The 18,664-nt window shown below is 73.3% G+C and carries 14 protein-coding genes; 10 read left to right on the top strand and 4 right to left on the bottom strand.

The genetic code is table 11. From position 1 onward, the window contains the following. Window positions 1-196 precede the first annotated feature (196 nt). The 4 genes from ABFY03_RS10575 to ABFY03_RS10560 all read right to left on the bottom strand — a co-directional run bounded on the left by ABFY03_RS10575 (window position 197) and on the right by ABFY03_RS10560 (window position 5,677). On the bottom strand, window positions 197-2,545 hold the full coding sequence (locus tag ABFY03_RS10575) for a transglutaminase TgpA family protein (RefSeq protein WP_346169755.1): 2,349 nt from the start codon (window positions 2,543-2,545) through the stop codon (window positions 197-199). Further along, complete coding sequence (locus ABFY03_RS10570) at window positions 2,542-3,921, bottom strand: DUF58 domain-containing protein (RefSeq protein WP_346169754.1); 1,380 nt, start codon at window positions 3,919-3,921, stop codon at window positions 2,542-2,544. Before ABFY03_RS10570 ends, ABFY03_RS10575 begins: the two co-directional genes overlap by 4 nt. Beyond that, window positions 3,921-4,937: an AAA family ATPase gene (locus ABFY03_RS10565; RefSeq protein WP_346169753.1), complete on the bottom strand. Its 1,017-nt coding sequence runs from the start codon at window positions 4,935-4,937 to the stop codon at window positions 3,921-3,923. Before ABFY03_RS10565 ends, ABFY03_RS10570 begins: the two co-directional genes overlap by 1 nt. A gap of 146 nt (window positions 4,938-5,083) precedes the next feature. Next, window positions 5,084-5,677, bottom strand: coding sequence for a beta-class carbonic anhydrase (locus ABFY03_RS10560; RefSeq protein WP_051716736.1), 594 nt, complete (start codon window positions 5,675-5,677; stop codon window positions 5,084-5,086). Window positions 5,678-5,996: 319 nt separating this feature from the next. Between ABFY03_RS10560 and rsmH the strand changes: the two genes are divergently transcribed. Genes rsmH through ABFY03_RS10510 form a run of 10 tightly spaced genes read left to right on the top strand, consistent with a single transcriptional unit; the run spans window position 5,997 to window position 18,469 of the window. Further along, window positions 5,997-6,953 (top strand): 16S rRNA (cytosine(1402)-N(4))-methyltransferase RsmH, encoded by a 957-nt coding sequence (gene rsmH / locus ABFY03_RS10555; RefSeq protein ID WP_319008109.1) that lies wholly within the window; start codon window positions 5,997-5,999, stop codon window positions 6,951-6,953. After that, on the top strand, window positions 6,950-7,471 hold the full coding sequence (gene ftsL / locus ABFY03_RS10550; RefSeq protein ID WP_386723538.1) for a cell division protein FtsL: 522 nt from the start codon (window positions 6,950-6,952) through the stop codon (window positions 7,469-7,471). Before rsmH ends, ftsL begins: the two co-directional genes overlap by 4 nt. 7 nt (window positions 7,472-7,478) lie before the next feature. Further along, entirely contained in the window at window positions 7,479-9,512 is a 2,034-nt protein-coding gene (locus ABFY03_RS10545; protein ID WP_319008110.1) for a peptidoglycan D,D-transpeptidase FtsI family protein, read from the top strand. Window positions 9,513-9,530: 18 nt separating this feature from the next. Next, window positions 9,531-11,225 (top strand): UDP-N-acetylmuramoyl-L-alanyl-D-glutamate--2,6-diaminopimelate ligase, encoded by a 1,695-nt coding sequence (locus tag ABFY03_RS10540; RefSeq protein ID WP_386723536.1) that lies wholly within the window; start codon window positions 9,531-9,533, stop codon window positions 11,223-11,225. 4 nt (window positions 11,226-11,229) lie between these two features. Further along, a complete protein-coding gene (locus ABFY03_RS10535) occupies window positions 11,230-12,654 on the top strand; it encodes a UDP-N-acetylmuramoyl-tripeptide--D-alanyl-D-alanine ligase (protein ID WP_319008112.1) in 1,425 nt (474 codons plus the stop codon). Beyond that, entirely contained in the window at window positions 12,651-13,721 is a 1,071-nt protein-coding gene (gene mraY, locus ABFY03_RS10530; RefSeq protein WP_031007111.1) for a phospho-N-acetylmuramoyl-pentapeptide-transferase, read from the top strand. Before ABFY03_RS10535 ends, mraY begins: the two co-directional genes overlap by 4 nt. Continuing rightward, window positions 13,703-15,142 (top strand): UDP-N-acetylmuramoyl-L-alanine--D-glutamate ligase, encoded by a 1,440-nt coding sequence (murD, locus tag ABFY03_RS10525; RefSeq protein WP_319008113.1) that lies wholly within the window; start codon window positions 13,703-13,705, stop codon window positions 15,140-15,142. Before mraY ends, murD begins: the two co-directional genes overlap by 19 nt. A gap of 55 nt (window positions 15,143-15,197) precedes the next feature. After that, complete coding sequence (gene ftsW / locus ABFY03_RS10520; protein WP_319008114.1) at window positions 15,198-16,538, top strand: putative lipid II flippase FtsW; 1,341 nt, start codon at window positions 15,198-15,200, stop codon at window positions 16,536-16,538. A 6-nt stretch (window positions 16,539-16,544) separates the two neighbouring features. Beyond that, window positions 16,545-17,639 carry an undecaprenyldiphospho-muramoylpentapeptide beta-N-acetylglucosaminyltransferase gene (gene murG, locus ABFY03_RS10515; RefSeq protein ID WP_030492988.1) on the top strand — a complete coding sequence of 365 codons (1,095 nt, stop codon included), beginning with the start codon at window positions 16,545-16,547 and terminating at the stop codon, window positions 17,637-17,639. Between the two features lie 26 nt (window positions 17,640-17,665). Next, complete coding sequence (locus ABFY03_RS10510) at window positions 17,666-18,469, top strand: cell division protein FtsQ/DivIB (protein WP_346169751.1); 804 nt, start codon at window positions 17,666-17,668, stop codon at window positions 18,467-18,469. Window positions 18,470-18,664 lie beyond the last annotated feature (195 nt).

Genomic DNA, 18,664 nt, shown 5'->3' with positions numbered 1-18,664 from the left:
CCGCCCCCCAGTGCCCCGCGCCCCGCCGGCCCCGAGCCCAGGCGGGGCGCCGCCATATCCGCACCCCGCCCTGCCCCCGGACGAGGCACCGCTGGCGCCCGCCGCCGTTTCGTTGTGGGCAGGCGTTCCGCAGGGCGGAACGCCTGTCCACACGGGGGACTGGTCGGCGGCGCCGCCCCGCGGAACGCTGCTCGCGTCAGCGGAGGGGTTTCAGGGTGGGGGTTCGGGATTTGAGGGTGGTCCAGTGGGCCGAGGCGGCCCAGCGGAGGCGGACCGCGGAGCGAGGGGCCAGAAGGGCCCGCAGGCGGACCCCGCGCGAGGCGGCCGCGTGGAACCCGGCCCGTACCCGCTCGGCGTCCCGCCCCAGCCCCGCCACCGCCCGCGGCGACGGCGCGTAGAGGGCCTCCTCCACCGCCCCCGCCACCCGGTGCACCGCTTCCGCGGCCTCGCCGCGCAGCTCACCCGCCCGGACGATCCGCTCCGCCGTTCTCCGTGGCGTCTGCGCCTCGTCCGGTTCGACCCCGTAGTCCCAGGCCGTGTCGCCGATCTCCCGCCACACGGCCAGCGGACCGGCCGCCGGGGCGAGCCGGCGGGCCCGCACCCGGGTCCGCCACAGCAGCGGGACGAGCGGGAGCGCCAGCACGAGCAGTGCGGCCAGCGACCATCCGGCCGCCTTCAGCACGTCGGTACCACCGCCGGAGGACGCGTCCGCGGCCGCAGCCGGGTCCTGGCCGCACTCACGGAGGCGGCGCATCTCCGGCGGGCAGCTCTCCGAGGCGCTCGGCGCCGCCGAGGGCTGCGCCGAGGCCGACTGCGAGGGCTGCGCGGGACCGGTCGGCCCCGCGGTCGGGGCCGCCTCCCGGGCGTACGACGGGGTGAAGCCCCGGGACGGCGTCGGCTCGAAACGGGTCCAGCCGGCGCCCTCGAAGTACAGCTCGGGCCAGGCGTGGGCGTCCCGGATGCCGACCGAGACCGAACCGTCGGACTGGTTGGTGCCGGGCATGAAGCCGACCGCGACCCGCGCCGGGATGCCCAGCGTGCGGGCCATCGCCGCCATCGAGAAGGAGAAGTGGATGCAGAACCCCTTCTTGTCCCGCAGGAAGCGGGAGATCGCCTCGGCGCCCGTCCCGGACGTCGCGTCGACGTCGTAGCGGAAGCCGCCGTCCTCGGCGAACCAGTCCTGGAGCCGGACCGCCCGCTCGTAGTCGTTCCGCGCGCCCTCGGTGACCTCCAGCGCCGTCGACTTCACGTCGTCGGGAAGGCTGCCGGGCACCTTGGTGTACTCCTCGCGCAACCGATCGGGCGCCGGGCCCGCCTGGGCGAGCTGCTCCCCGGTCGGCTGCACGTCGAGGCTGGTCACCTGGTAGCGGACGCCCTTGGTGGACTGCTTGTCGTCGCCGACGAGCATCCGGCCGGCCGGCTCGAACCGCCAGCGGCCCTCGACGTCCACCCGGGCGGCCGGGAACGGCATCGGCAGCCACTTCTGGTCGTACCCCTCGGAGGCGACGAAGTTGCTGGTCACCTCGGAGGTGCGGACGGACTGCGCGAGACCGTCGGGCCACGGCAGCGACTTCGGCACCGCCTCGATCGGGCGGACCGAGGACTTCCACGAGGTGCCGTCGAACTGGTCGAGGGCGACCAGCCGCAGGTACAGGCCGCTGTTGTCCAGGGCGTTGGTCCGGTAGCGGAGGACCTCGAAGTCCTCCGGCTGCCGCAGGTTGTCCTGGAGGGACACCAGCGGGTTCACGGCCGCGATGGTGCCGCCGCCCCCGGTGCCCTGGCCGGGGCCCCCGCCACCGTCGCCCAGCAGCCCGCCGGAGAAGCCCGGCAGGACGAGCGGCACCACCAGGGCGGTGCCCATGGCGACCGCGCCGATCCGCCGGCCGGTGCGCACCGGCGCGAAGGACGAGCCGCTGCCCACCAGCGAGCCGGGCCGGCCGGAGCGCTGGGAGCCGCCGAAGACCCGGCCCCAGGCGGAGAGCCGGTCGCGGCCCTCGGCGAGGAGCAGCAGCAGGTAGCCGGTGGCGGCGAGCACGAACCAGAGCCGGCCGGCGCCGCCGCCGGACAGCCCGGCCGCCACCGAGTACAGCGCGAGCAGCGGCAGACCGGCCGGGGCGGCGCGGCGGAAGGTGACCGCCAGGACGTCCACGAGCAGCCCGATCGCCAGCACGCCGGAGACCAGCATCAGCCGGATGCCCTCGGTGTCCGGTGCGGGGATCGCGTACGTGGAGACGTCCTGGGCGCCGAGGCGGAACAGCTCGGCCACCCGCTGGACCGCGAGCGGCCCCGGCAGGAAGCCGAGGAGCGCCTGCTCCCGGGCGAAGACCACGGTCAGCGCGACCACCCCGACCAGCAGCTGGGCGGCGACCGTCAGCGGCCGGGCCAGCGGCACCCGCCGGCACAGCATTCCGGTGCCGCTCTGCAGCGCCAGCAGGAGGGCGGCGGTGAAGATCCAGGTGGCCGGCTTGACCAGCGGCAGCAGTGCCCCGGCGGCCATCAGGGAGGCCGCCCAGGCGGCCAGTGTCAGGCGGGTGCGCCCGCTCATGCCCATCCTCCGTAGCTGTCTGCGGCGGCGGTCTCCCGCAGCACTCCGGCGGCCTGCTGCCAGAGGTCGGCCATGCGGGCGCCGGGCGGGACGGAGACGACGGTCCAGCCGGCCTCGCGCAGCTGCCGGACCCGGGCCTCGACGGCCCCGGCCACGGCGCCGCCGGTGAGCCAGGTGCCGGAGTCCAGGACGAAGGCGACGGCCGCGCCGGCCCGTCCGCGCATCCGGGCGGCCAGGGCGGCCTGCTCCTCGTCCAGGTCGCCGAGGAAGGCGACGAGCAGCCCGTCGCTCCCGGCGCGCAGCACGTCGGAGGCGCGGGAGAGCCCGGCGCCGTCCGAGTGGTCGACGATCGCGAGGGTGTCCATCATCAGCCCGGCCGTCTCCGTGGAGTCGACGGAGGACGCGCCGGCGTAGCCGTCGGAGCCCTCGCCGGGGACCGCGGTGCCGGTGTCGGTGAGCAGCCGGACCGCGTAGCCGCGCTCCAGCATGTGGGTGAGGACGGAGGCGGCGCCGGAGACGGCCCACTCGAAGGCCGAGTCGGGGCCCGCGCCCTGGTAGCCGGACCGGCGGGTGTCGAGCAGGACCGTGCAGTGGGAGCGCTGGGGCTGCTCCTCGCGGCGGACCATCAGCTCGCCGTACCGGGCGGTGGAGCGCCAGTGGACCCGGCGCAGGTCGTCGCCGTGCCGGTAGGCGCGCGGGATGACGTCGTCGTCGCCGGCCAGGGCCAGCGTGCGCTGCTGCCCGTCCCCGTACCCGGACGCCTCGCCGCCGAGCCGGACCGGCGGCAGCGCCGTGGTCCGCGGGACGACGGTCAGGGTGTCGTACGCGCTGAAGGAGCGGGTGAGCTCGCACATCCCGAAGGGGTCGCTCAGCCGGAGCTGGAGCGGCCCGAGCGGGAAGCGTCCGCGCAGGTCGGAGCGGACCCGGTAGGAGACCTCGCGCCGGCCGCCGGCCTCGACCCGGTCGAGGACGAAGCGGGGCCGGGGGCCGAGCATGTACGGCACGTGGTCCTGGAGCATCAGCAGCCCGGTGGGGAGCTTGGAGACGTTCTCCATGCGGAGCTGGACGCGGGCCTCGGTGCCCGCCTCCACCCGCTGCGGGGTGAGCAGGCGGGAGGTGGCCACCCGGTAGCGGGTGCGGTGCAGGACGAGGGCGCAGATCAGCGGCAGGCTGGCGAGCAGCAGGCCGACCCGGAGCAGGTCGGCCTGGCCGAGCACGTAGGCGCAGACGGCGGCGGCCGCCCCGGCGGCCAGGAAGGACCGGCCCCGGGTGGTGAGACCGCCGAGGGCGGCCCGCAGGCCGCCCCGGCCGTCCTCGGCCCGGGGGCCGTCGCGGTCGTCGGCCCGCTGCCCCCGGGACGCGGCGGGGGTCGCCATCACAGCTGCCGGCCGCCGGTCTGCCGGCCGTAGGTCGGGCCGGCGGGCGGGGTCGAGGACGGGACGGGGGTCCGCTGGAGGATGTCGAGGACGACCTGCTCGGCGTTCCGCCGGTTGAGCTGGGCCTGCGCGGTGGGCAGCAGCCGGTGCGCGAGCACCGGCACGGCCAGCGCCTGGAGGTCGTCCGGCAGCACGTACTCGCGGCCGGCGAGGGCGGCGGAGGCCTTGGCGGCCCGCAGCAGGTGGAGCGTGGCGCGCGGGGAGGCGCCGAGCCGCAGGTCCGGGTGGGTGCGGGTGGCGGCGACGACGTCGACCGCGTACCGCCGGACGGCGTCGGCGACGTGCACCGCGCGGACCGCCTCGATCAGCTTGAGGATCTCGTGGGCGTGGGCGACCGGCTGGAGGTCGTCCAGCGGGCTGACCGCCCCGTGCACGTCGAGCATCTGGAACTCGGCCTCGGGGCTCGGGTAGCCGATGGAGACGCGGGCCATGAAGCGGTCGCGCTGGGCCTCGGGCAGCGGGTAGGTGCCCTCCATCTCGACCGGGTTCTGGGTGGCCACGACCATGAACGGGCTGGGCAGCTCGTAGGTGTGCCCGTCGATGGTGACCTGGCGCTCCTCCATGGACTCCAGAAGCGCCGACTGCGTCTTGGGCGAGGCCCGGTTGATCTCGTCGCCGATGACGATCTGGGCGAAGATCGCGCCCGGCTTGAACTCGAACTCCCGCCTCTGCTGGTCGAAGATCGACACGCCGGTGACGTCCGACGGCAGCAGGTCGGGCGTGAACTGGATGCGGCGCACCGAGCAGTCGATCGACCGCGCGAGCGTCTTGGCGAGCATGGTCTTGCCGACTCCGGGCACGTCCTCGATGAGGAGGTGGCCCTCCGCGAGCAGCACCGTCAGCGCGAGACGTACGACCTCGGGCTTGCCCTCGATCACGCTCTCCACCGAGCCGCGGACCCGCTCCGCGGTGGTGGTCAAGTCTGTGAGGCTCGCTCGGTCGTCATAGGTCGTCACCCCGGCCCTCCTCGGCCTTGCAGGAACACGGACACCTGCCCCCGTTGGGATGTACGGGGGGTGTCACCCGAGCATTCTTGTTGGGATTGCCGGGCCCTGTCACTCGCCTCTGGACAACTGCGGGGGATATGCCGGGGTTTGTCGTCTTACGCGGCGGCGGAGGGTGTGCTCGGGCCGGTGCCGGAACCATTCTCCACAGGGTCGATCTCGCGCAGCAGGCCGGTCGTGACGTCGAAGACGAAGCCCCGCACGTCGTCGGTGTGCGGCAGGAAAGGGGAGGTCCGGACCCGCTGCATCGACTGCCGGACGTCCTGGTCGACGTCCCGGAACGCCTCGACCGCCCAGGCCGGCCGCTGGCCCACCTCGTCCTCCAGCTCGTGCCGGAAGTCCTCGGTGAGCGACTCCAGACCACAGCCGGTGTGGTGCACCAGCATCACGGCGCGGGTGCCGAGCGCCCGCTGGCTGATGGTGAGGGAGCGGATCACGTCGTCGGTGACGACGCCGCCCGCGTTGCGGATGGTGTGGCAGTCGCCGAGCTCCAGGCCCAGCGCGGCGTGCAGGTCGAGCCGGGCGTCCATGCAGGCCACGACGGCGACGTGGAGCACCGGCCGGGCGTCCATGCCCGGGTCGGTGAAGTCGGCGGCGTACCGCGCGTTCGCCTCGACGAGCCGCTCGGTGACCGAGCCGCCGGCGGGCCGCGCGCCGGGGGAGCCGGGGGAGGGGTGTGCGGAGGTCGTCATGGCTCCGACGGTAGTGGGCACCACTCCGGCGGGCCCGCTGTGAGAAGAGGACAAAGAACCCCAATGGACTCGCATGTGAGCTAACCCACAGCGACCGCCGGGCGCCGCCGATCGGGTGAGCGGCCCGGAATCCCCGCCCCCGCCCGCGGCGCCGCGCGGCGCGCCAGCCGGTTGATTGACCGGCCCCCTCCGTGGACTAGAGTGACGCGGAGTTCCTGGAGACAATCGAGCGATTTGCAGCGGTTTCTCCCCCGTGTGCGCGGCGGCACCCACGGCTCGCCCCTGTACCCGCTCGCCGTGCCCGTTCTGAGAGGGTGCGTTGAGCAACGACCGCCACGTCCCGGTGATGCTCCAGCGGTGCCTGGACATGTTGGCCCCGGCCCTCCAGCACCCCGGCGCTGTCGTCGTCGACTGCACCCTGGGCCTCGGCGGACACAGCGAGGCCCTGCTCCGCGCCTTCCCCGAGGCCCGGCTCGTCGCCCTCGACCGCGACAAGGAGGCCCTGCGCCTCTCCGGCGAGCGGCTCGCCCCCTACGGGGACCGCGCCACCCTCGTCCACGCGGTCTACGACGAGCTGCCCGAGGTCCTCGACCGGCTCGGCATCGACAAGGTCGACGGCGTCCTCTTCGACCTCGGCGTCTCCTCCATGCAGCTGGACGAGGCCGACCGCGGCTTCGCCTACGCCCAGGACGCCCCGCTCGACATGCGCATGGACCAGACGACCGGCATGAGCGCCGCCGAGGTCCTCAACACCTACCCGGCCGGCGAACTCGTCCGCATCCTGCGCGCCTACGGCGAGGAGAAGCAGGCCAAGCGGATCGTCTCCGCCATCGTCCGCGAGCGCGAGAAGGAACCCTTCACCAACAGCGCCCGGCTCGTCGAGCTCATCCGCGACGCCCTCCCGCAGGCCGCCAAGCGCACCGGCGGCAACCCCGCCAAGCGCACCTTCCAGGCCCTGCGCATCGAGGTCAACGGCGAGCTGAGCGTCCTGGAGCGGGCCATCCCGGCCGCCGTGAAGGCCCTCGCCGTCGGCGGCCGCGTCGCGGTCCTCTCGTACCACTCCCTGGAGGACCGGCTGGTCAAGCAGGTCTTCGCGGCCGGCGCGGCCACCACCGCCCCGCCCGGCCTCCCGGTCGTCCCCGAGAAGTACCAGCCCCGCCTCAAGCTCCTCACCCGAGGCGCCGAACTCCCCACCGAGGAGGAGGTGGCCGAGAACCGCAGGGCCGCCCCCGCCCGGCTCCGGGGCGTCGAGCGCATCCGGGAGGACGTGCTGTGAGCGCGGCGAGGGGGCCGCTCAAAGGCCGGGCCGCGCGGCTCGGACGGCTGATGCCGTCCGGACCCAGCTCGGCCGCCCGCACCCCCTTCGTCCTCCTCGTCGTCCTCCTCCTCGGCGGCGGCCTCATCACCCTGCTGCTGCTGAACTCCGCCCTCAACCAGGGCTCCTTCAAACTGCGCGAGCTCAAGGACCGCACCACCGAGCTCACCGACGAGGAGCAGGCCCTCCAGCGCGACGTCGACGCCTACGCCGCGCCCGACGCCCTGGAGCGCCGCGCCCGCGAGCTCGGCATGGTCCCCGGCGGCAGCCCGGCTTTCCTCGGCCCCGACGGCACGGTGCTCGGCGAGCCCACCGTCGCCGCCTCCCCGAGGCCCTCCCGCACGGCGTCCCGCGCCCCGGCCCGTACGGCCGACCCCGCCGCCACCCGCCCGCGGCAGGCCGCCCCCGGCGCGACGGCCACCCCGGAGCCGACCGCCACCGGAACCACCCCGACCGTCCCCACGACCTCCGGCAGGTGACCGAGCAGTGCCCTCCAAGGAGCCCCCGCGCCGCCGCGTCCCCGGCCCCGCCCGGCCCTCCCGCCCCCGACCCGCGGGCTCCGGAGCGGGCCCGGCGGCCGGCGCCCGGGCGGGATCCGGAGCGGGCGCCCGCGCCCCCCGGCCCGCGTCCCGCCCCGCCGCGCGCCCGGCCGCCCGCCGCCCCGCGCCCCGGCCGCAGGCCCGCAAGCCGCGCACCATCAAGCTCGGCAGCCCCCGGCCCCGGCTGCGCCTGATCTCCGTCGGCCTGACCCTCGTCATGCTCGTCTTCGTGGTGCGGCTGCTCCAGGTCCAGGCCGTCGACGCCAGCGCGTACGCGGCCAAGGCCGACAAGTACCGCTTCCAGGAGTACACGCTCTCCGCCGAACGCGGCGAGATCACCGACCGCAACGGCATCGCCCTCGCCACCAGCGTCGACGCCTACGACATCACCGCCGACCCCAAGCTCTTCACCCCCGAGGAGTCCAAGGTCCGCGACGCGCCCGAGCAGGCCGCCGCCCTCCTCGCCCCGATCCTGGGCAAGGAACCGGCGGAGCTCGCCAAGAAGCTCCGTACCCCCAAGTCCCGCTACACCCTGCTCGCCCGCAAGCAGACCCCGCAGGTCTGGAACCAGATCAAGGACCTCAAGAAGGTCTACGCCGAGAAGGCCACCGACCCCGGCGGCACCGGCGTCAACCTGCTCGGCGGCGTCCTCAGCGAGCCCAGCACCAAGCGGGTCTACCCGAACGGCGAACTCGGCGCCGGGATACTGGGATACGTCAACGCCGAGGGCCGCGGCGCCGGCGGGATCGAGTCCATGCTCGACACCGAACTCGCCGGCCGGGACGGCAAGATCCGCTTCACCGCCTCCGGCGGCCGGCAGGTCCCCACCGCCGGCTCCCAGGGCACGCCCGCCGTCCCCGGCTCCGACATCGAGCTCACCATCGACCGGGACATCCAGTGGGCCGCCCAGCAGGCCATCAGCGAACAGGTCCGCAAGTCCCGGGCCGACCGCGGCTACGTCATCGTCCAGGACACCCGCACCGGCGAGATCCTGGCCATGGCCAACGCCCCCGGCTTCGACCCCAACGACCTCTCCGCCGCCAACGCCGCCGCCATGGGCAACGCCGCCCTCCAGGACGCCTACGAACCCGGCTCCACCAGCAAGGTCATGTCCATGGCCGCCGTCCTGGAGGAGGGCAAGGCCACCGCCGACACCCACGTCACCGTCCCCAACCGGCTGCACCGCGGCGACCGGCTCTTCAAGGACGACATCGACCACAAGACCTGGTACCTGACGCTCAACGGCGTCCTCGCCAAGTCCAGCAACATCGGCACCATCCTCGCCACCGGCCAGCTCGGCAAGGACCAGGCCGAGTCCAACCGGATCCTCGACGGCTACCTCCGCCGCTTCGGCATCGGCAGCCCCACCGGCCTCGGCTTCCCCGGCGAGACCCCCGGCATCCTCGCCAAGCCCGAGGACTGGTCCACCTCCCAGCAGTACACGATCCCCTTCGGCCAGGGCCTCTCCGTCAATGCCCTCCAGGCCGCCTCCGTCTTCTCCACCGTCGCCAACGGCGGCGTACGGATCGAACCCAGCCTGGTCCGCGGCACCAAGGGCCCCGACGGCCGCTTCACCCCCGCCCCCAAGCCCGCCGAGCACCGGGTCGTCAGCGAACAGACCGCCAAGACCCTCGCCCAGATGCTGGAATCCGTCGTCGAGGACCGGGAGGGCACCGGCACCCGGGCCGCCATCCCCGGCTACCGCGTCGCCGGCAAGACCGGCACCGCCAACCGCGTCGACCCCGAACTCGGCCGCTACAAGGGCTACACCGCCTCCTTCGCCGGCTTCGCCCCCGCCGACCAGCCCCGCGTCACCGTCTACTGCGCCATCCAGAACCCCACCAAGGGCAGCTACTTCGGCGGCCAGATCTGCGGCCCCATCTACAAGAAGGTCATGGAGTTCGCGCTCAAGACCCTCCACGTGGCACCCACCGGCAGCGCGTCACCCCGCCTGCCGGTCACCTTCGAACCCACCCCGTGACCCCCGGGAGCACCACCAGTGACGACGATCACCCCCCACTCCGGGAACCGGAAATCGAACTCCGGCGACGCCCCCGGCTCGTTTGGTCCCCCGCAGGGTGCGCCCGGTACGCTCACCGCCGTGCCACACGCTGATCAGTCCCGACCCACCCCGCCCCGCCCGGAGCGGGCCCGCCCGACACCCCTGGGCGAGCTCGCGGCACGGCTGGGCACCGAGCTCCCCGACGCCGCACGGGCCGTCGCCGTCTCGGGCATCACCCACGACTCCCGGGCGGTACGCCCCGGGGACGTGTACGCGGCCCTCGCCGGCGCCCGCCTGCACGGCGCCGACTTCGCCGCCCAGGCCGCAGGCCTCGGCGCCGCCGCGGTCCTGACCGACCCGGCCGGAGCCGACCGCGCCGCCGCCACCGGCCTGCCCGTCCTCGTCGTCGAGGACCCGCGGGGCCGGATGGGCGAACTCGCCGCCGAGATCTACGGCCGCCCCGGCGCGGACCTCCTCCAGATCGGCATCACCGGCACCTCCGGCAAGACCACCACCGCCTACCTCGTCGAGGGCGGCCTGCGCGGCGCCGGGAAGCACACCGGGCTCGTCGGCACCGTCGAGATGCGCATCGGCGACGAGCGCATCAAGTCGGAGCGCACCACCCCCGAGGCCACCGACCTCCAGGCCCTCTTCGCCGTCATGCGCGAGCGGGACGTCGAGGCCGTCGCCATGGAGGTCTCCAGCCACGCCCTGGTGCTCGGCCGGGTCGACGGCTGCGTCTTCGACGTCGCCGTCTTCAACAACCTCAGCCCGGAGCACATGGAGTTCCACTCCGACATGGAGGACTACTTCCGGGCCAAGGCGACCCTCTTCACCCCCGAGCGCAGCCGGATCGGCGTGGTGAACGCCGACGACGAGTACGGCCGCCGGCTCGCCAAGGAGGCGACCGTCCCGGTCGTCACCTTCTCCGCCGAGGGCCGCGCCGACGCCGACTGGCGCGCCGAGGACGTCGTCCTGGGCGCCGCCGACTCCACCTTCACGGCCGTCGGCCCCGAGGGCGTGCGGATCCCCGCCACCGCCCCGCTGCCCGGCCCCTTCAACGTCGCCAACACCCTCGCCGCCATCGCGACCCTCGCGACCGCCGGGCTCGACCCGCGGACCGCCGCCGACGGCGTCGCGGCCGTCCCCGGCGTCCCCGGCCGCCTGGAGCGCGTCGACGCCGGCCAGCCGTACCTCGCCGTCGTCGACTACGCCCACAAGACCGACGCCGTCGAGTCGGTCCTGCGCTCGCTGCGCGAGGTCACCGAGGGCCGGCTGCACGTGGTCATCGGCTGCGGCGGCGACCGGGACACCACCAAGCGCGGCCCCATGGGCGCCGCCGCGGCCCGGCTCGCCGACACCGCCGTACTGACCTCCGACAACCCCCGCTCCGAGGACCCGCTCGCGATCCTCACCGCGATGCTCGCGGGCGCCGCCGAGGTGCCCGCCGCGGAGCGCGGAGACGTCCTGGTCGAACCCGACCGGGCCGCCGCCGTCGCCGCCGCCGTCGCCCGCGCCCGGCCGGGCGACACCGTCCTGGTCGCCGGCAAGGGCCACGAGCAGGGCCAGGAGATCGCCGGGCAGGTCCGTCCCTTCGACGACCGCCGGGTCCTCCGCGAAGCGATCGAGGCGGCGACCGGGGCACCGGCCGCCGCGGCGACCGAACACCGTCACCAGAACAGTCAGGGATGAAGCAGTGATCGCCCTCTCCCTCGCCGAGATCGCCGAAATCGTCGGCGGGCAGGCGCACGACATACCGGATCCGGGCGCCCGGATCACCGGGCCCGTCGTCATCGACTCCCGCGAGGTGAAGCCCGGCAGCCTGTTCGCCGCCTTCGCCGGCGAACGCGTCGACGGCCACGACTACGCGGAGCGCGCCGTCGAGGCGGGCGCGACGGCGGTGCTCGCCGTCCGCCCCCTCGGGGTCCCCGCGATCGTCGTGGACGACGTGCAGGGCGCCCTCGGCGCCCTCGCCCGCGCGGTCGTCGAGCGGCTCGGCACCGATGTCGTCGCCCTCACCGGCTCGGCCGGCAAGACCTCCACCAAGGACCTGATCGCCCAGGTCCTCGACCACCACGCGCCCACCGTCTGGACGCCCGGCTCCCTCAACAACGAGATCGGCCTGCCGCTTACCGCGCTCAGGGCGACCGAGGAGACCCGGCACCTCGTCCTGGAGATGGGCGCCCGCGGCATCGGCCACATCCGCTACCTGACCGGGCTCACCCCACCCCGGATCGGGCTCGTCCTCAACGTGGGCTCCGCCCACATCGGCGAGTTCGGCGGACGCGAGCAGATCGCGCAGGCCAAGGGCGAGTTGGTCGAGTCGCTGCCGTCCGCGGAAGAGGGGGGCGTGGCGGTCCTCAACGCCGACGACCCGCTCGTCCGCGCCATGGCGAGCCGCACCAAGGCCCGCGTGACCCTCTTCGGCGAAGCGGACGAAGCGGCCGTACGGGGCGAGAACGTCCGTCTCACGGAGACCGGACGGCCTTCTTTCACGCTCCACACACCCACCGGGTGCAGCGACGTGACCTTGCGCCTGTACGGTGAGCACCACGTGTCGAACGCGCTCGCAGCGGCCGCCGTCGCGCACGAGCTGGGCATGCCTGTCGAGGAGATCGCCACCGCGCTCTCCGAGGCCGGCTCCCTGTCGCGCTGGCGCATGGAGGTCACCGAGCGTCCGGACGGCGTGACGATCGTCAACGACGCCTACAACGCGAACCCCGAGTCCATGCGAGCCGCCCTGCGCGCGCTCGCGGCCATGGGCCGGGCCGGACAGGCCCGCGGGGCCCGCACGTGGGCGGTGCTCGGCAAGATGGCCGAGCTCGGTGACGCGTCGCTCGCCGAGCACGACGCGGTCGGACGGCTCGCCGTCCGGCTCAACGTCAGCAAGCTCGTCGCGGTCGGGGACAGGGAAGCGTCCTGGCTGCAACTGGGCGCCTATAACGAGGGTTCGTGGGGTGAGGAGTCGGTGCACGTGTCCGACGCGCAGGCGGCTGTCGACCTGTTGCGCAGGGAGCTGCGCCCGGGGGACGTGGTCCTGGTGAAGGCGTCCCGGTCGGTCGGTCTCGAGCAGGTCGCGCTCGCGCTGCTCGACGCTGAGGGCGAGGTATCCGGCCGATGAGGCAGATCCTCTTCGCGGGGGCCATCGGCCTCTTCCTGACCCTGATCGGCACCCCGCTGCTCATCAAGCTGCTCGCCCGCAAGGGCTACGGGCAGTTCATCCGGGACGACGGCCCCCGCGGCCACCTCGGGAAGAAGGGCACGCCCACCATGGGCGGCATCTCCTTCATCCTGGCCACGCTTATCGCGTACGCGCTCGCCAAGGTCATCACCGGCGAGGACCCGACGTACTCCGGCGTCCTGGTGCTGTTCCTGATGGCCGGCATGGGCCTGGTCGGCTTCCTCGACGACTACATCAAGATCGTCAAGCAGCGTTCGCTGGGCCTGCGGGCCAAGGCGAAGATGGCCGGCCAGCTGATCGTCGGCATCGCCTTCGCCGTGCTCTCGCTGCAGTTCGCGGACGCCCGCGGCCAGACCCCGGCCTCCGACAAGCTCTCGTTCATCACGGACTTCGGCTGGTCCATCGGCCCGGTGCTCTTCGTGGTCTGGGCGCTCTTCATGATCCTGGCCATGTCCAACGGCGTGAACCTGACGGACGGTCTGGACGGCCTGGCCACCGGCGCCTCCGTGATGGTCTTCGGCGCCTACACCTTCATCGGGCTGTGGCAGTTCCAGGAGTCCTGCGCCAACGCGCTGACCCTGACCAACCCGAACGCCTGCTTCGAGGTCCGCGACCCGCTGGACCTCGCGGTCGTGGCCTCCGCGCTCATGGGCGCCTGCTTCGGCTTCCTGTGGTGGAACACCTCGCCCGCCAAGATCTTCATGGGTGACACCGGCTCCCTCGCCCTCGGCGGCGCGCTCGCCGGTCTCGCCATCTGCTCCCGTACGGAGCTGCTGCTGGCCCTGCTCGGCGGCCTGTTCGTGCTGATCACGATGTCCGTGATCATCCAGGTCGGCTCGTTCAAGATGACCGGCAAGCGCGTCTTCCGGATGGCCCCCCTCCAGCACCACTTCGAACTCAAGGGGTGGTCCGAGGTCCTGGTCGTCGTCCGGTTCTGGATCATCCAGGGCATGTGCGTCATCGTGGGCCTGGGCCTCTTCTACGCGGGATGGGCAGCCGACAAGTGAGCGAAGAGCTGGACTGGCAGGGCAAGCGGGTCACGGTCGCGGGTCTCGGGGTGTCCGGCATCCCGGCCGCCCGGGCCCTGGCCGCCCGCGGCGCCGTGGTGACCGTCGTCAACGACGGGGACGACGAGCGCTCCCGGACGCAGGCCGCCGACCTGGAGGCGGAGGGGATCACCGTCCGCCTCGGCGACGGCGCGACCCTGCCGGCCGGCACCGAACTGGTCGTCACCACCCCCGGCTGGCAGCCGGACAAGCCGCTCTTCACGGCCGCCGCCGAGGCGGGCGTGGAGATCTGGGGCGACGTCGAGCTGGCCTGGCGCCTGCGGGGTCCCGACGCGGCCCCGTGGCTGGCGATCACCGGCACCAACGGCAAGACCACCACGACCCGGATGCTCGCCTCCATCCTGGAGGCGGCCGGGCTGCGGACCGCCGCCGTCGGCAACATCGGCGTCTCGCTCCTCGACGCCGTCCTCGGCGAGGAGAAGTACGACGTCCTCGCCGTCGAGCTCTCCAGCTACCAGCTGCACTGGGCGCCCTCCGTGCGCGCCCACTCGGCCGCCGTGCTCAACCTGGCGCCCGACCACCTCGACTGGCACGGCTCCATGGAGGCGTACGCCGCCGACAAGGGCCGTATCTACGAGGGCAACCGGATCGCCTGCGTCTACAACGTGGCCGACCAGGTCACCGAGGACCTGGTCCGCGAGGCCGACGTCGAGGAGGGCTGCCGGGCCATCGGCTTCACCCTCGGCACCCCCGGCCCCTCCCAGCTCGGCGTCGTCGAGGGCATCCTCGTCGACCGCGCCTTCGTCGAGAACCGGCAGAAGAACGCCCAGGAGCTGGCCGAGGTCGCCGACGTGCAGCCGCCGGCCCCGCACAACATCGCCAACGCGCTCGCCGCGGCCGCCCTCGCCCGCGCCTTCGGCGTGGAGCCGAAGGCCGTACGGGACGGGCTGCGGGCCTTCCGCCCCGACCCGCACCGGATCGAACTGGTCGAGGAGGTCGAGGGCGTGACCTACGTCGACGACTCCAAGGCCACCAACACCCACGCCGCCGAAGCCTCGTTGGCCGCCTACGACCCGATCGTCTGGATCGCCGGCGGGCTCGCCAAGGGCGCCACCTTCGACGAGTTGGTGCAGAAGTCCGCGAAGCGGCTGCGCGGGGCCGTCCTGATCGGCGCGGACCGCGCGCTGATCCGCGAAGCGCTGGCACGACACGCCCCGGAGGTCCCGGTGGTGGACCTCGACCGGACCGACACTGGGGCGATGTCCGAGGCGGTCCGCGAGGCGGCCCGGCTCGCCCGGCCGGGGGACACCGTCCTGCTGGCCCCGGCCTGCGCCTCGATGGACATGTTCACCAACTACAACAAGCGGGGCGAGGCGTTCGCGGACGCGGTCCGCGCCCTCGCCGCCACCGGGGACGCCTGACCCGACCACTGCGAGGGTCCGGCCTACCGGGCCTGACCGGAGGGGGCAGCGAACCATGCCGAGCAAGATCGCCGGGACGCGCCGGCCCTCCGCCCGACCGGGCGGAGGGCGGGTCCCAGCGACCCCGAGGGGGGCGCGCGGCGGAGGCGTACGCGGGCTCTACACGCGGGCGCAGCGGGCCTGGGACCGGCCGCTCACGGCGTATTACGTGATCATCGGCGCGGGACTGCTCATCACCACGCTCGGCCTGGTGATGGTCTACTCGGCCTCGATGATCACGGCACTCCGCTACGAGCTGGTGCCGTCCTACTTCTTCCGGAAGCAGTTCTTCGCCGCCCTCCTGGGCACCGGACTGCTCCTCGTCGCCTCCCGGATGCCGGTGAAGCTGCACCGGGCGCTCGCCTACCCGATCCTGGTCGGCGCGGTCTTCCTCATGGTGCTCGTGCAGATCCCGGGGATAGGGCATTCCGTCGGCGGCAACCAGAACTGGATCTCGCTGGGCGGCCCGTTCATGCTCCAGCCCAGCGAGTTCGGCAAGCTGGGCCTGATCCTGTGGGGCGCCGACCTGCTCGCCCGCAAGCAGGACACGAAGCTGCTCGCCCAGTGGAAGCACATGCTCGTGCCGCTGGTGCCGGGGGCCTTCATGCTGCTCGGGCTGATCATGCTCGGCGGCGACATGGGCACCGCGATCATCCTCACCGCGATCCTCTTCGGCCTGCTCTGGACGGCCGGCGCCCCCACCCGCCTCTTCGTCGGGGTGCTGGTGGTGGCCACCACGATCGGCGTGCTGCTGATCAAGACCAACGCCAACCGGATGCGGCGCTTCCAGTGCATCGGCGCCACCGATCCGGGCGGCGAGGGGGCCCCGTGCCTCCAGGCCGCGCACGGAATCTATGCTCTGGCGTCGGGCGGATGGTTCGGTTCCGGACTCGGTGCGAGTGTGGAAAAATGGGGCCAACTGCCCGAAGCGCACACCGACTTCATCTTCGCGGTCACCGGTGAGGAACTGGGCCTCGCGGGGACGCTGTCGGTCGTCGCCCTGTTCGCGGCCCTAGGCTATGCGGGTATCCGCGTGGCCGGACGCACGGAGGACCCCTTCGTTCGATTCGCCGCGGGAGGCGTGACCACCTGGATCACGGCCCAGGCCGTGATCAACATCGGTGCGGTGCTCGGCCTGCTGCCGATCGCCGGCGTCCCGCTCCCGCTGTTCTCGTACGGGGGGTCGGCCCTGCTGCCGACCATGTTCGCCGTCGGGCTCCTGATCGCCTTCGCGCGACAGGAACCCGCCGCGAAAGCGGCCCTGGCCATGCGCCGCCCCGGCTGGGGCAAGCGGGCCGGGGTGAGATGGAAGTCGATGCGACGGCGCGTCAAGAAGCGCCCGTCCGGAGAGCGGTGAATTTCGGTGCATGTCGTACTCGCCGGCGGGGGGACCGCCGGTCACATCGAGCCGGCGCTCGCCCTCGCGGACGCCCTGCGCAGGCAGGACCCGAGCGTGGGCATCACGGCGCTGGGCACGGAGAAGGGCCTGGAGACCCGGCTCGTCCCCGAGCGGGGCTACGAGTTGGCGCTCATCCCCGCCGTACCGCTGCCCCGCAAGCCCACCCCCGAGCTGATCACCGTCCCCGGACGCCTGCGCGGCACCATCAAGGCCGCCGAGCAGGTCCTGGAGCGGACCAAGGCGGACTGCGTGGTCGGCTTCGGCGGTTACGTGGCGCTGCCCGGCTACCTCGCCGCCAAGCGCCTCGGCGTGCCGATCGTGGTCCACGAGGCCAACGCCCGGCCCGGACTGGCCAACAAGATCGGCTCCCGGTACGCGGCCGGGGTCGCCGTCGCCACCCCGGACTCCAAGCTGCGCAACGCCCGTTACATCGGCATCCCGCTGCGGCACACCATCGCCACCCTCGACCGGGCCCGGGTCCGGCCCGAGGCGCGCGCCGCCTTCGGCCTCGACCCCAACCTGCCCACGCTCCTGGTCTCCGGCGGCTCCCAGGGCGCGCGCCGGCTCAACGAGGTCGTGCAGCAGGTCGCCCCGGTGCTCCAGCGCTCCGGCATCCAGATCCTGCACGCGGTCGGCCCGAAGAACGAACTGCCGCGGGTCGACAACATGCCCGGGATGCCGCCGTACGTGCCGGTACCGTACGTGGACCGGATGGATCTCGCGTACGCCGCGGCCGACATGATGCTCTGCCGCGCCGGCGCCATGACCGTCGCCGAGCTCTCCGCCGTCGGACTGCCCGCCGCCTACGTCCCGCTGCCCATCGGCAACGGCGAACAGCGGCTCAACGCGCAGCCGGTGGTCAAGGCCGGCGGCGGACTCCTCGTCGACGACGCGGAGCTGTCGCCGCAGTGGGTGCAGGCCAACGTCCTGCCCGTGCTCGCCGATCCGCACCGGCTGTACGAGATGTCCCGCGCCGCCTCCGAGTTCGGCCGCCGGGACGCCGACGACCTGCTCGTCGGCATGGTGTACGAGGCGATCGCCGCCCGCCGGCAGGCGTAGCGGAGGACCGAGGGAAGAGGGCGCGCGTGGCAGCCGGACCGACGACCGCGGAGCAGAGCGGCACCGGGAAGCGACCAGCACCGTCGGACCGGCAGCCCCGGCCGGAGGGCGCGCGCGGCCGCTTCCGCCCGACCGGACTGCGGCTCGCCCTGATCGCCGTCGGCGTGCTCCTGCTCGCCGGCGGCACGGTCTGGGCCCTCTACGGATCGACCTGGTTCCGTGTGGAACGTGTGAAGACTTCGGGCACGGAGGTGCTGACCCCGGCCCAGGTCGAGGCCGTCGCCGCCGTCCCGGTCGGCGCGCCGCTGGTCACCGTCGACACCGAGGCCATCGAGGCGCAACTCAGGGAGAAACTGCCCCGGATCGGCTCGGTCGACGTATTCCGGTCCTGGCCGCACGGAATCGGACTGAAAGTGACCGAACGGAAACCGGTGCTCCTTCTGGAGAAGCGCGGATCATTCACCGAAGTGGACTCCGCGGCCGTGCCGTTCGCGACCGTCACCACTCCGCCCCGCGGCGTGCCCCGGCTCGTCCTCGACGCGGCCGCTTCGCCCAGCCTGCGGCGCTTCGACGCGGACCGCCTGCTGGCCGAGGCGGTGCGCGTTCGGAGTGAACTCCCGGACGCGATCGCGAAGGACACTCGTGTCGTACGCCTCTCCTCGTACGATTCCGTCACTCTGGAGCTGACCCGGGATCGCACCGTCTTCTGGGGCAGTGCCGAACACGGGCCCGCCAAGGCCCGAGTGCTCACCGCCCTCATGAAGGCGACCCCCAAAGCGGGGCACTTCGACGTAAGTGCCCCCAGCGCGCCCGCCTCGTCGGGGAGTTGACGCGCATCGGCGCTGGCCAGCACCCTGGTTGGCCAGCGCTACGGGTGATCACATAGGGTGAAAAGAAAAACGGGAGGTTCGGCGTGTTCGTTGAACGCGCGCCGCTTGTCGACTTAGTGTCCTGTTCGGAAGAGTCCAGCGAACAGCGACACCAGTAACCCTAAACTTCAACGTTAGGGTTGGGGTCGGCGCACG

This window comes from Streptomyces roseofulvus, assembly GCF_039534915.1.
Taxonomy (GTDB): domain Bacteria; phylum Actinomycetota; class Actinomycetes; order Streptomycetales; family Streptomycetaceae; genus Streptomyces; species Streptomyces roseofulvus.
This window is presented reverse-complemented; position numbering and strand designations above follow the sequence as displayed.

Excerpts from the sequence above, each read along its gene's own strand:
- mraY (WP_031007111.1), top strand. The coding sequence starts at position 12,651 with ATGAGGCAGATCCTCTTCGCGGGGGCCATCGGCCTCTTCCTGACCCTG.
- ABFY03_RS10570 (WP_346169754.1), bottom strand. The coding sequence starts at position 3,921 with ATGGCGACCCCCGCCGCGTCCCGGGGGCAGCGGGCCGACGACCGCGAC.
- ftsW (WP_319008114.1), top strand. The coding sequence starts at position 15,198 with ATGCCGAGCAAGATCGCCGGGACGCGCCGGCCCTCCGCCCGACCGGGC.
- ABFY03_RS10575 (WP_346169755.1), bottom strand. The coding sequence starts at position 2,545 with ATGAGCGGGCGCACCCGCCTGACACTGGCCGCCTGGGCGGCCTCCCTG.
- murD (WP_319008113.1), top strand. The coding sequence starts at position 13,703 with ATGGGCAGCCGACAAGTGAGCGAAGAGCTGGACTGGCAGGGCAAGCGG.
- ABFY03_RS10560 (WP_051716736.1), bottom strand. The coding sequence starts at position 5,677 with ATGACGACCTCCGCACACCCCTCCCCCGGCTCCCCCGGCGCGCGGCCC.